The 14,170-nt window shown below is 36.5% G+C and carries 8 protein-coding genes; 3 read left to right on the top strand and 5 right to left on the bottom strand.

What is annotated here, in order from left to right; translation table 11 throughout:
* Positions 1 to 429: 429 nt before the first annotated feature.
* Both ACNQGH_RS05615 and ACNQGH_RS05610 read left to right on the top strand, forming a co-directional pair.
* On the top strand, positions 430 to 1,149 hold the full coding sequence (locus ACNQGH_RS05615; protein ID WP_417955006.1) for a hypothetical protein: 720 nt from the start codon (positions 430 to 432) through the stop codon (positions 1,147 to 1,149).
* 291 nt (positions 1,150 to 1,440) lie between these two features.
* The gene (locus tag ACNQGH_RS05610) at positions 1,441 to 1,896 is read left to right on the top strand and encodes a tellurite resistance TerB family protein (protein WP_417955005.1); all 456 of its coding nucleotides are present in this window, start codon (positions 1,441 to 1,443) and stop codon (positions 1,894 to 1,896) included.
* Positions 1,897 to 2,374: 478 nt separating this feature from the next.
* Here ACNQGH_RS05610 and ACNQGH_RS05605 read toward each other — a convergent pair whose 3' ends face one another.
* Genes ACNQGH_RS05605 through ACNQGH_RS05585 form a run of 5 tightly spaced genes read right to left on the bottom strand, consistent with a single transcriptional unit; the run spans position 2,375 to position 12,302 of the window.
* A complete protein-coding gene (locus ACNQGH_RS05605; RefSeq protein ID WP_417955004.1) occupies positions 2,375 to 4,180 on the bottom strand; it encodes a prolyl oligopeptidase family serine peptidase in 1,806 nt (601 codons plus the stop codon).
* Positions 4,158 to 7,139: a glycoside hydrolase family 2 protein gene (locus ACNQGH_RS05600; protein WP_417955003.1), complete on the bottom strand. Its 2,982-nt coding sequence runs from the start codon at positions 7,137 to 7,139 to the stop codon at positions 4,158 to 4,160. The genes ACNQGH_RS05605 and ACNQGH_RS05600 overlap by 23 nt, the downstream gene beginning before the upstream one ends.
* A gap of 2 nt (positions 7,140 to 7,141) precedes the next feature.
* Positions 7,142 to 8,269 (bottom strand): glycoside hydrolase family 88/105 protein, encoded by a 1,128-nt coding sequence (locus ACNQGH_RS05595; protein WP_417955002.1) that lies wholly within the window; start codon positions 8,267 to 8,269, stop codon positions 7,142 to 7,144.
* Between the two features lie 25 nt (positions 8,270 to 8,294).
* Positions 8,295 to 11,027, bottom strand: coding sequence for a glycosyl hydrolase (locus ACNQGH_RS05590; RefSeq protein ID WP_417955001.1), 2,733 nt, complete (start codon positions 11,025 to 11,027; stop codon positions 8,295 to 8,297).
* Positions 11,028 to 11,036: 9 nt separating this feature from the next.
* Positions 11,037 to 12,302 carry an oligogalacturonate lyase family protein gene (locus tag ACNQGH_RS05585; protein ID WP_417955000.1) on the bottom strand — a complete coding sequence of 422 codons (1,266 nt, stop codon included), beginning with the start codon at positions 12,300 to 12,302 and terminating at the stop codon, positions 11,037 to 11,039.
* 314 nt (positions 12,303 to 12,616) lie between these two features.
* On the opposite strand from ACNQGH_RS05585, the gene ACNQGH_RS05580 reads away from it, so the two are divergent.
* Positions 12,617 to 13,687: a glycoside hydrolase family protein gene (locus ACNQGH_RS05580; RefSeq protein ID WP_417954999.1), complete on the top strand. Its 1,071-nt coding sequence runs from the start codon at positions 12,617 to 12,619 to the stop codon at positions 13,685 to 13,687.
* Positions 13,688 to 14,170: the final 483 nt, after the last annotated feature.

Raw genomic sequence — 14,170 nt, 5'->3', positions numbered from 1 at the left:
TTCGCATCTTACTGAAACATACTTAATCGAATTTAATTGCAAATTTTCCGAATGTCAATTTACGTTACTAATTTACGCAATATATTCACGTCGCGGGAAAAACTCATGCGGGTTTGCATGCGTTAAATCATGGTCATTTCATATTATAAATTTAGATAGTATTTAATTGCTCGCAATATTTATTCTTAAAATTAGTATAGCAAAAAGGGAGCCACTGTATGAACGTCTAAAAATGATTATAATAACAATCGTCCTAATTATACGACGAATATAATATATTGTTCCCGTTTAAAATTTGAATGGATGGAATTAAAGAAATCTAAGAAATAAATTTGTAATAATTTTTCAATCAAAACAAAGTATAACAGTCTCATTATCAGTGTTTGTTTATATATTTACGTAATAAAAATAACTTAAAAAAATAATAGTATGAGAAACATTAAAAATTTTTTAAAACCAGTTTTGATATTAGTTTTTACCGTTGCATTTTTATCTTGTAAAAATAATAAAACTGAGAAAACAGAACCTGAAGAAGCTAAAGCAATGGATACCACTTCTGCTGTTGCGGTCTTTGAACCTTTTAAAGTGATAGTGATTAAGCATAAAGTGGCTGATTATGATAAATGGAGAAAAGGATATGACGCACATGATTCTATGAGAAAGGCTTATGGTATAACACATTTTATCGTAGGAAGAGGAATTGATGATGCGAATATGATAGTGGTAATAAATAAATTTAATGATGTACAGAAAGCAAAAGATTTCAGCGCCCTTCCTGATCTTAAAGACGCAATGAAAAAAGCAGGGGTGACCGGTAAACCTGAATTTTCTTATTATGATGTAATACGGAACGATTCCACCAAAATTGACCAGAAAGATAGATTAATGGTGACGCACCGTGTAAAGGATTTTGATGCCTGGCTCAAAGTATACGATGCAGAAGGGACTGATAAGAGAATGGATGAAGGGCTTATCGATAGAGGAATGGCGCGAAGTATTGATGATCCCAATATGGTAGCTCTAGTATTCGCTATTACTGATATGAAAAAAGCAAAAGCAAGCATGACCTCAGAGGCAAAGAAGAAACTGATGATGGATGCCGGTGTAGAAGGCGCTCCACAAATGTTCTTTTATAAAATTATGGATTAATTCATAGTTTTTAAACATCTAAAGAAACCGTCAATTTTGAATAGACGGTTTTTTTATGTTCAGGCTATTAATAAAATAGTTGGTTTATGGGAAGGGAAAGAAGGAAGAGAGTCGGGAATAAATGATGTAACATTCTAATTTTTTTTCTGGTACTGTCGATCTCGACAGATTTGGCTATTCGTTTTTGATATGCTGTGCTTACTATTTAACCAGTAACAAATGGTAATTTATTCCCAAAGCCGAGCCATGTGTTGGTAAGGTAGCAGTAACTTTAACCAAAAAATAAAAAACATGAGTTTATTTGAAAAATTTGAAGAAAAAAATAACACTGCTGAAAATCCCGTAACTTCAGAATTTGAAGCTTGGGTGGGAATTTTATATTCTTGTATTTCCGCGGATAATCTAATTAAGGATTCCGAAACAGCATCATTATCAAAATTGTTATATTCTAAAGAGAAATTTAGTGGAATCGATATTGCACCTCTTTATGCAAAATCATACCATTTAAAAACGGAACTTGGGCAATTAAAATATATTGCTTTTTGTTGTGAACTAATCAAAGAAGCAGATAAAGAAACGGTATTTGCTCTTGCTTTGGAAATTTTGCTTTCTGACGGCTTACTAGGGGACGAAGAAAAAAATGTAATTGAAGTTTTGTCAGGACAACTTAAAATAGATCGTGGAATGACCAGCAAAATTATAGAAGTTATTTTCTTGAAAAATAAAGGTAACATTAAAGAGACCTAGACAACTGCTGCAAAGAGTAGGCTCTTCTTAAAAATGGCTGAATTCCAAAATCATTTTTGTTAATGGCAATTTACAACCAAAAAGAGGATTTCCACACGGTCATTCTCTTTTTCTATTTCATAACCTCTTTATATTAATTTATTACGTAATTTAGAGTATTGAAAACAGCAAGCTGCCATTCAGCGCTAATACTACCTAACGTTGTCTTTAAAAATTTGAATTATCAAAAAGAAAGTCAAAATAGCTAAGAAACACATTCACGAGAGACTACATCGGGAACCCTATTTCACGCATCCCCGATTAAAGTTTCTTCCTAATATTGTTGTGAACCTGATCAGCTTTTTACTTTCCATTGCCGTGGTGGCTACTTTACTATATTTCGTGCTGAATTATTTGGTTAAAAAGTTTTATCACTTGGATTAAAAGGTCCAGTTTAGATTTGCCTAAACTTTTAGTACAGTCTACACATAGTAACTGATTATTTTTTTAATTGCATAAGCACCGCTTCCGGGACCTTAAAAACGCTACCGTGACGGGTTCCCAAGGGAAAACTAATGGAGTCGGAAATATCCTCCCAACCATTTGTCGTTTCCTTTACAGCACCATATTTTTTCTGGGTATATTTATCGAAGTAGATAACCCAATGCCCATCTATTTTGACTGCAGTAGGTCCTTCTGCCCAGTAATCACCTGTAATGGGTTTACCGGCTCTGGTGTAGGGTCCTGTTAAATGGTCGCTATAGGCTATTTTTATGTTTTTCTGTATTGGATTTCGGGTTTCATCCTTTAAATACATAACAAAACCTTTATCTTGTTTTAAAATCGTGGCATCTATCACATTAAAACCAGGCTCATAAAGTAGTTTAGTACGTGAAAATTTTTTAAAATCTTTTGTAGTTGTATAATAAATTCTATGATTATAGCCTTTTTCCTCCTCGGATTGAGTTTCAGTAAATTTTCCATCAATGGTAGACGCCCAATAAATCATATATTTATTCTCTTTTTCATCGAAAGTGATTTCAGGTGCCCAAGTATTACGCGCTTTCTCATGAGCCATAACGGGAATAAATTCTTGTTTGGACCAATGAATTAAATCTTTTGAGGAAGCATACCCAATTCCTTTATCTGTCCAGCTTACGGTCCACACCATATGGTACATTCCATCACCTCCCTTGATAATACAAGGATCTCTCATTAATTTATCTTTCCCTACTTCGGGAGTTAAGAAAGAAGTGTCATTTTTTAAAGCCTCCCATTTATAGCCGTCTTCACTATAGGCTAAATGAAGACCATCTTCCCCATTTCCTTTAAAATAAGAAAAAAGATATCCTTCTGGTTTTTGAATAAATCCGTTTGCAGCCAACCATTTTTCGCAAGCTTTTGGCCATTCTTTATTAGTTCCTTCGGTGCCCAAACCAAAACCGTGTCCTCCTTTTTCATAGATATGCATTTCGGCTGCTATGTTATGTTCCTTTAAAGCAAGATAGTAATTGATCGTATTGGTAACAGGAACTGCTTTATCGTCGGTTGCATGTGCCAAAAATGCTTTTGGTGTATTGGAATCAACCTGTTTTTCATTGGAGTATTTCGCAATCATTTCTTTGCTGGCGCTTGTTCCCAACAGATTACTTTTTGAACCATTGTGTGTAATTCCGTCTTCCATTGAAATGACAGGGTAGATCAGAATTGAAAAATCCGGACGTGCGCTTACGTTATCTTTTGAATCATATACATTGTCGGAATAATGTGTGGATAAGGTAGCGGCCAAATGTCCTCCTGCCGAAAATCCCATAATTCCTATTTTAGCGGCATCTAAATGCCACTTACCTGCATTACGTCTGATCATTCTCACTGCTTCCTGTGCATCTTCCAATGGTCCTATTGATTTGTCTTTCATGGTTAGGTCAGTTGGTAGTCGGTATTTTAAAACAAATGCCGAAATTCCAATACTATTGAACCATTTTGCAACCCTATATCCTTCCTTATCGATGGCCAGGTGTGAATAACCACCTCCAGGGCAAATAATTACAGAAGTGCCATTAGATTTTTCTTGATCCGCTAAAAAAACAGTTAATGTTGGTTGAGAAACTTTGTTAATTCCTTTTACAACTCCTTCTGCATCCAATATTTTTTCTTCCTTATATTCAACTGCAGGAACAGATCCCGGTATTTTGTCCCATAGGGGTATTTCTTTATTCTGGGAAAAAAGGGGGGTAGTAAACCCAAAATATAAAAAAATGAATGCGAATGTAATGCTACTGCTATTGTTCATTTTGTTTTTCATAAAATTCAATTTCAACTATACGCAACTGACCTTTAGCATCTGCCGCTGTTTTATCTTTGAATAAATCTAATTCTTTAGTTGCATCGACTTCAGTAATTTTGTCAAAAGCATCTTTTTCCGAATTGATTCCTGTTAATTCAATAGTTATCCGTTGTGCTAAAACGGGTTTTAAAGCGAGTGTAATATACCCCAAACTTTGCATAGTATGGCCATTGTATACTTCTTTTCCATCAGCCAAAATCCGGATGGGATAACTTTTTGATCTCCATCCTGTAAATTTAACCACACATTCGTTTACTACGGATGGCTTATCCAGGGTATAGGTGATTCGTCCGGTACTTATCTTGCCATCATTGGTCCATTCTGTAAGTTCATTATCATCATAACTTTTATAAACAGCATCAGCGTTCGCTAGCGCATCGGCCTGTACAATAAAAACAGGATTTCTTTTTTTAGTATAGGATGCTGTTTCTGGAGTTGGTCCTTTTTTTAAATTAGACAGCAAATCTGTTCCCGGCAGTTGTTTCGAAAGTCCATTTTGAGTTGAAACTGCTTTTGTATTCAATACAATTTCTGATCCTTTTAGTCCTTCAGATTTGGCAGTAACACGTATGGCCCCGGATTTTAGAGTAGATTGTAACAGGATCCTATTTACTCCATTTTCTACCGGCAAGTTTTTAGAAAGAATATAATTATCCGGTCCCTGAGCGATTCCTCCCAACCAGATTGCATCGCCTGTTATAGAGAATTCAATTAGGGCATTGTTTGTTGGACAACGAGCTCCGTTTTTATCTACTACTTCCACATCGATCAAAGCTACGTCAGCTCCATCTGCTAACATTCCGCTGGGGTTTATGTGTTTGGATAGTTGAATTGCAAAAGGGGCTCCGGCAGTAGTTTTTAGAGCTTCGTTGAGTATCGCTCCTTTAGCATTATAACTTACTGCTTTTATAGTTCCGGGTTCCCACGGAATAGCATCAAAAGTAAATAGAAAAGAATTACTTCGCGTTCCAAAACCTTTAGACTTACCATTAACAAAAAGTTCCACTTTGTCTCCCGTTGAGACTACATATTCCTTTTTTACCGTGGCATCGGTATAATTCCAATGTCCTAAAATATGCGTTTGGTCTTTTTCTATATCTACCCAACCATCCCATATTACCTGGTGTGCCCAATAACCATCTTTCGGAATTCGCATCGCATCCACTTCACCACTAGTCCTGTAATTTTCTTCTCCTCTATGATGTGAATTTGAATCTGAAAAAATAATATTTACTCCACCTGAGCTTACTCTTTTACCGGTACCCGGACGCTCTTTATAATAATCGTTCCACCGGACTACATTTTCAATTGCATGTTGGTCTTGGTTATGATTGTAATCTTCAGCTGATTGCCCCCGATACAATGGTCCTTTACCTTCTTTATGATAGGGAGGCGAATATTCGTCCCAATATTTACGAAGTCCCTCATCTCTTGAATATTCAGTAGCCCACAGCGGTTTTTTTGCACTTTTATTAATATAGAGCATTTCACCCCCGTATTCAGCTTCTTGGCTGTCTAACATTTCACGGGAACCTATGGCTCTTCCTCCAAAAGGATCGTAGGTGTTTCGGATGCTTTTCATCTCCTGCATATGCGCTTCGCTGATTGCTTCATTTCCGCATTCGTAAAAGACAATACTAGGATTATTTCGATTGTAAATAATGGCATCTCTCATCAGGTTGACACGTTGGTTCCATTGGTCACCTTTAGCATCTTTTTCTGCATCGCCTGCCGGCATTGCCTGCATCAGCCCAACTCTGTCACAGGACTCTATATCCTGTTTCCATGGCGTAACATGCATCCATCGCACTAAATTACCATTTCCTTCCACAATTAATTGATTGCTAAAATCACTTAGCCATGCTGGAACAGACATTCCTATTGCGGGCCATTCATTACTCGTTCGCTGCGCATATCCCTTTATTTGTATAACACGGTCATTGAGTTTAACTTCCCCATTTTCAAATTGCGTTTTACGAAAACCCGTTTTGGTTTCCACCCGATCCACCACTTTTTCGTCAACTTTCAGTATTGTTTTTATAGTATACAGATAACCGTATCCCCAACTCCAAAAATGTAATGATTTTAGCTGCTGACTGGCTTTAATTATCTTTGTTTCTAACGGAGAAATCGTTGTTTTTTCTCCAGAGAATTCCGCCACCTTTTTATTTTCCATATCAAATAATTGTACTTCAAACGAAAAAGTTTTGGGAACGGTATATTCATTTTTTACCTGAGATTCAGCCGTTACTAACGCAGATTTATCCGAAATATTAATTTGTGTAGCATGAATATAGGTTCCTGTTGTTTCCAGACCTGAATACAGTGGCAGGGTCTGGTATAATTTATCGGTAATATGGAGGAAAACATTCTTGGGAATCCCTCCGTAGTTGGCATTAAAATTATTGTTATTCCATTGAAAAGTAGCTCCGGTTTTTTCTTCTTTGTAGTGCCAATCATTATCAATACGTAGTGCTACAACATTTTGAAAAGGATACGGTTTTACGAGTTCGCTAATATCCAAACCAAATGCCATGACTCCATTTTCATGCAGGCCAACCTTTGTTCCATTTACATAAATTGCGCCGCCTTGTCGAATTCCTTCAAATTCTAAAAAAATCTTTTTATTATATATACCACGAGGTAATTTGAAGTTTTTGCGGTACCAAACTATTCCTGTTGTCAGATTTTCAATTGATTTGTTAAAAGCCTCTTTTTGGTTATAAGCATGCGGAAGTGTAACGGACTCCCAATTTTTATCATTAAAAGAGCTGTTTTTTGCCTCCGTGAAATCGCCTGATTTCAATTTCCAATCTGCATTAAAATTGTATTTGTTTCTGACAAAGTTCTGTGAAAATGAAGTCGAAACAGTCAATAATGCCACCAATAAAAATGCTATTTTTTGTGTTTTAATCATTATTATAATTTCATTTTATAAATTTCTGATCCTGCCAATAGGAAACATCCCAAGCCATAATCTTCAAAATCAGGAATTTTATCATACGATACAGGCTGGCCGTCTTTTGGTTCTTTACCTGTTGATTGGAGGTATCCTAAAAAACCATTTTCATGCAATCCTTCTTTAGTCATCGCATTCCACGCTTTTTTTACGATGGGTAAATAAACATCTTTATCTAATATTCCACTATTTATTCCATATGCCATCCCATATACAAACAATGCCGTACCGGACATTTCTTTCCCTTCATAATTATTTTTATCGTGCAGGCTTACATTCCAAAAACCATCTTCACGTTGTACCAATGCCAAAGCTTTGGACATGGCTTTTAAATCGGAAACATATTGTTTCCTGTGCGGTGCATTTTCTGGAATTATGGTCAGGACCTTTGCCAGGGCAGCAATTACCCAACCGTTACCGCGACTCCAATAACAATCTTCTCCATTAGGTTCTTTGTAGGGCGGATCAAAATCGGCATCTCGCCACCACAAACCGTCTTTAGGATTAAAAAGTCCATGGTCTCCATGTTGATTTCTGGAATACATATACATTTCGTACATTTTTTCAAAATACCTGTCGTCTTTTTCCAAGACTCCCAGTTTTGCAAAAACAGGCATTCCCATTTGGATGGCGTCAATCCATGACCAATCATCCAGTTGAGGAGTATTAAGCAACATAGTAATAGTTGCTTTGGTGTTCTTCAATTTTTTAGAATCGGGTTCTAAGTTGTACAAATCGATGTAGGTTTGGGCAGCACAATAATTATCTGCATTTCTAGTGGTATTCCCACTATTAAATCCCCATTTATGAAATTCTGACCAGGAATACGCATAATTGTAATACGCTTCTTTTGGGTAAATTTCGTGTAAAGCCATCAATCCTTCGTAATATACGCCACGAGTCCAAATATTGCTGGGACGTTCCTTGTTGGTAATTATAGTTTTTCCAGTATCCGGCCATTTATCCATAAAATAACCATTTGCTAACTGCATTTGTTTTAATACCAAGCTTCTGTCAAATGTTTTTTGTGCCAGTATGGCTCCCGAAGAAATAAGGGATATAGCGAATAATAAAAGTAGCTTTTTCATTTTTTTTGGAATCGTTATTTAGTAATTAGTTGCTTCGTTTTAATGGTGTAATAGTCACTGGGCCTAACAATCCTGAAGGAGTGGGATCCCATTTAGTTGCATCAAATTTTTTATAATCTTTATCAACCATATTTATTTCATAAAATATCTTCCATTCTTCCCCTCTGATTTCCATGTCTCTTACTCTGTTGGCTCCGAGATTGGTCACTTTAACGGTCAATGTATTTTTTCCTTTTTTTAGTTTTCCCAGGTTAATGGTAAACGGAACTGACCAAACGTCTCCGATAAAAGTACCGTTGAGTCCTACTTTGGCACTTTCTCGGACATCTCCAAGATTCAAATTCCAATTGTCCGCTACTGTATTTGGGGCATCAAATTGCAGGGTATAAGTAGCTGTTCCGGAAAAGGCTTCGGCTTCGGAGCCTAATTTTGTCCAGGATTCTAAAGTTGAAATTTTGGCATTCGAAGGCAATTTTGGTCCTCCTTTATCAAAAGACAGTTCCCAATTCCCATTTAAAACAATAGGATCAGCTGTTTTTTGATAATACCTCCATTCCTGTTGCGAGGCTATAGCTTCGGTTTTAAGAATAAAAGATTGTCCTGATTCGAGGTGAAGCTTAACCAGTGTTACGTCTGATTTTTTTTGAACAATAGCATTGCCATATTCTTTGGTTAGCGGATCAAAAATTATTACTTCCTTGTTGCCAATCTGTAACGGAATAAAACCATCGATTGTTTTAGCCGTGTGATTCACTACATAGTAGATTTTTTCTCCGTCAATAGTTCTTCGGATGTATTTTAAACCGGAGTTAACCAATGATTCCGGATATACCTGAGCTGCTGCCAGTGCTTTGGAGAGGTCGGAAACGGGTCCTATGTTTTTTTTGTTCTCCTCAATTAAAGCAGCTAATTTTTTGTTCTGGTTTTCATATTCATAATAACCGGGAACAGTTGTAGGAAGTCCTTCAAAAATAATTGGTCCTCCGGCTTTTTTCAAGGCTATTAATTTTTCTAAAGTTGCCAGAGGCATCTTATCGCAGGCAGGAACAATCAGTGATTTAAAAGTTCCCCCAGGTAAAACTATTTTTCCTTCTTTAACCTGAGCCTGAGCAATAAAATTATCCGAAATAAAATCTACTCCATATCCGTTCTTCATTAGCTTTTGGGTAGTGTCATAGAAAGTAGTTCCTTTTAACCATTCTGTAAGGGAATGTATTTTAAATTGGAAAAATAAGGAGCCATCGTGGTACTTACCCCAGGTATCATAAATAGGCCAATACAATAAGGTCTCGTTATCAGATTTACCCTGTTGCAGCATCGACTGACAACTTGCAATATAAGAAAATAGGGAAGGAGCATCCTCCCAAGTGGGATCGTTTGCATTAAAATTGGCAGAGGCATAAAATTTCCAGCCCGGCCATTTTGCTCGCTCTGGCGAATAAGTGGAACCATGGAGAAATATATGATTGACTCCATTGAGAAGCAACTCTTCAGCCTCGGGCTTACATTGCGACAGTGCTATTTTGAAATGGTCTCGCAACCAGGTAAAAGTTTCTGAAGAAACCAATGGTTTTCCTGAAATATGCGCAGCCGATGACGAAAATTTAAGCATAACAGGATCGGCATCGCCTTCCCGAATGTCCTGGTTTTCTCGTCTTAAACCCGAAATGTCAAACGGCATAGAACCAAAGGTCTCACATTCTGGAATATCGGCGGAAGCATATAAATCAATCAGATTTCCAGGAGATCCATGCGCTTGAAGTCTCGTTTTAAATTTTTTGGTATGCGCCCAATTGGTCCACGGTTTGTCAAAACGGTTCAATAATAGATCGGAAAGGGTCTCCCGATAATCGCTTTTAATTCTGTTAGCTGGTTCACTATCCGTTTTGCTCAATAGTTTCGGGAGTTGTTTTTTAAGATCATACCCTCTTCTGCTTTCAAATTCTTTTAGGAATTCAGGAGTGAAATCCGTGTCGTACACTTCATAACTATCATTAAAAATGGAACGTAGCTTTCCTTCAAATCCTTGGAATGCTTTGTCAAAAGGAACGACATAGGCGTTAAGTGCTGCTTCTGAATAATGATCCAGCGTTAATCCCTTGCCTCCCGGAGCTGCGCGTTTTACCTGCTGTCCAGTTTTTCCGCTAAAAATAGCATACAAAGTATAGTCTGTTTTTTTTGCTTGCCATTTTAGCTGTGTTCCTTCCAGTTTGTCCGTCAGGTCTATATAACTGCCATCAGTACCATAACCCACAACATGCAAAAGTTGGGCAGGTACTTTTGTTTTGGTACTATCAGGTTTAATTTCCTGAATAAGTTTTGCTCCCTTTTTTACACTATATTTTTGTACGATTAATTTTGTTGCTGCATAAGGCAGGGTTACCTGAGAGCCACCGTAAGGCCATCCTGTTCCCAAAACCATGTCAACCTGCATGCCGGTACTATCCGCGATGTGAATGGTATAATTGAGCATTTCCATCCATTTTGGGGAGAGATAATCTATAAAATTAGCTTCCTCTCCTTTTACCCCATAAATAGGGGTTATTTCTACACCACCAATACCGGCCGTATGCAAATCGATAAGATTTTTTTTAAGATTTGGCTTGTCAACAGCGCTTCCCATCCACCACCAACGGGCCCATGGTTGATTTGTATTTGTTATTTTTGGCCATGGTGAAACTGCTGTTTTTTGAGCGGAAGATTCCTGATAAAAAAGAATTCCTATTATAATAAGAACATAATATTTTTTAAGTTTCATCGACATAAATTATTGTTTTGATTGATCAATTTCTACAGCATATACTTGGGAATTCCCTTCGAAATTAGCCCTAAAAATAATCCATTTTCCGTCTGGAGAAAAATGTACATTGGGTTCTAATTTGTAATAATGATTTTTCATATTCACCAGTTTTGTAGCAACAAAATGATCTCCATTAGGTACAAAGTGGTAAATCCATCGGCCATCCTTGGCATGAGCAACCTGCCCATTATCTCCACCATCACCCGCAAAGGATTTCAAATCTGGAGCAATATTATAATGAATAGACCATTCGTCGCGTTTTAAAGCATAGCGTTTTTCTTTACCATTCTCTAAATTTTTTCCGGCTAAATAAAAGGTTTCGCCTCTGGGTATTTGAAGATCAAACCAAATTGTTTTGCCGTCAGGACTAAAAAACTCATGTCCTGCAATCTCCCTTTCAACGGTTCTATTATGTATGAGTCTTTGTTTTTTTGCATCAGTGTCAATGTTCCAGATTCTGTCTACCTTATGCCAGGGACCTTCATGGCAATACATCAACAATTTGGAATCTGTAGGTGAAAATTGCTCGTGGTTTAACCAGGCGTTTTCGGAAAATAATTCTTTTAAGCCCCCGTTCGCTACATCAATTGCGATCAAAGTACGTTTCAGTTTTGCATCATATATTCTATCGAAAAAATCTTTTTTCTCAGGGTATTTTTTCATTATTTCTTGTTCTTCTTTTGAAGATATAACTCCGCCAAGCGTGGTTTCATCGGCGTTTAAGGTAGCTATTGATCCCATTTTGTCCGCTGGAAATTTAAAGACAAATGTTGTTTTGTGCGTATCTATATGTGTAGAAAAAATACTGTCCTTTATTCTGTAATACACTTTTCTTGTTTTGGTCCCTACAATTTCACCGCTTTTTTCTCCTGATTTAGTTGTTATTTGTGCGATATTCTTTGTTTTCAAATCGATAGTAAATAGTTGTGAACCATTAGAAGTACTTCCATAAAATACCATTAACCATCCCTTTTTGTCTTTGGTTCGTAAAAAAGGATTGTTATGAAAATAAAAACTTTTATTATCTCCTTTTCTGTCAATTAACTTTTCTACTTTGTGTCCTGTTTCAGAATCTATCCAAACGGTTGCCAATGAACTTTCTTTGGACGTTTCCAAAACGGGAATTGTACCCCTGTTGTGGATGCTGTCATTATAACTAATGCCACCTTGTTTTTCTTTACAGGAGAAACAAAATAGAATCACAATGGCCAGCGTTATTTTAAGAGTTTTCATTTGCTGTTTTGATAAAAATTTTAAGTAAAAATAAAACATCCCTCAGAAATACTATCCTGTTGCGTCCTGTGCTTATAAATTTGTCAAATTAGGTTCAGGTAAATCAATTCCACTTTTTCTTTTCAATAACTCCTTTAAGAGTCCTGAAAGAAATCTTCTATCCTTTTCTTTAAACTCAAAAAAATTAAAAATTGGGCAATTGTTATTCGATGCAACAGGGAGGCACAGGATACCCGTACCGATTTACCCTAGTATCTTTAAAGGGCAATCACTTTAGTAAATATTCAAAAATCTAATTTAAACCATACATTAAAATGAACCGAAGAAATTTCGTAATTGGAAATTCACTTGCCTTAATTGGTTTAGGTCTTTCATTTTCAACTAAAAGTAGTAATTTTAAAAGAGATTCCAGGCTTTCTGATTTCGAAAAGCGACTGAAGCCTGTCGGCCGGGCTTTAGAATTTGAAGATTATTACGTTTGGTGCAACAGTCCGATTGAAGGGCCTGACGGAAAAATCCATGTGTTTTTTTCTCGATGGCCGAAAGAAAAAAAGATGAGGGGCTGGATAAATAGTTCTGAAATTGCACACGCCGTAGCAGATCGACCAGAAGGGCCTTATACCTATATAAGTACTGTTTTGGCACCAAGAGGAGAAGGGTATTGGGATGCTACAACTTGTCATAACCCAAGTATTCATTCTGTGGATGGCAAATACGCCCTTTTTTTTATGGGAAATTCTAATGGGAAATTAAACACGAAACGCATCGGATTGGCTACTTCCGATTCGCTTTATGGTCCGTGGGAAAGGCCCGACAGTCCTTTGCTGCTTCCTGGGGGTGATGGTGCTTGGGATGATCATTGCACGACGAACCCTTCTTTTTTAAAACATCCAAATGGCGAATATTGGCTCTACTATAAATCATTGGATACAGAAGGCTATATACATCCAAAATTTGAGATTCGGGGAAATCGAAAATATGGATTGGCCATCTCTAATTCCCTCCAGGGGCCCTATGAAAAATACACTGGCAATCCAGTGGTCGATTTCTCTAAAAAAGGTGATAATAAGCAATGTGAAGATGCTTTCGTGTGGTATGAAGATAATAAATTCAAAATGCTGGCTAGGGATTTGGGCGTTTTTGGCATAGATGACGGGCTTTATATGGATTCTGATGATGGTAAACATTGGAATGAACCTCTAATTGCCTATCAGCCTCTGAACAAATATGTTAAACAACCAGAAGCTCCTAAGCACCTAAATCGTTATGGGAGATTGGAACGGCCTCAATTATTGTTTCAAAATGGAAAACCAAGGTATTTATTTGCGGCTTCACAAGGTGGAAAATATGAAACTTCCTCAGGATTTATTTTCAAAATAACATAAAAACGAACCCATGGTATGGTAGTTTTCTTGCTTTAATGCTTCCAAAGCTATTTTTTTTATTATTTCAAATGTGGAAATTTCAGACAAAAACTTAAAAAATTATATAATTGTCATTTTTACAATAATAAATTATTAAAAAAAACATAAAACCAAGTTAAAAACACAAGATATTGAATTGCAATCGATTGTATAAAAAATAAAATACATTTTCATAAAAAAATCATAAGGCATTGAAAATTAACAGGATAGTACAGGATAGGGTTGCCATACGGTATGAATAGTTTTGGGTAGCTGATTAATGTAAGTCGTTATGAAGCGCAAAATCAATCATTTTGATGCCCATAATGAACATGGTTTATTAATTATAACGGGCTAATTAATGTTGTTAAAGGTCCTGATATTTTTATTGGAAGTGTTTTTTTTTCTTTCTTTTTTTATGTTTATAATAATTTATTTGATTTTACTATGGTGAATTGAAAATTA

This window comes from Flavobacterium kochi (assembly GCF_048286715.1).
In the GTDB taxonomy this organism is placed as follows: domain Bacteria; phylum Bacteroidota; class Bacteroidia; order Flavobacteriales; family Flavobacteriaceae; genus Flavobacterium.
Note: the sequence above shows the minus strand (reverse complement) of the source record. Positions and strands in the feature narration are given on the sequence as shown.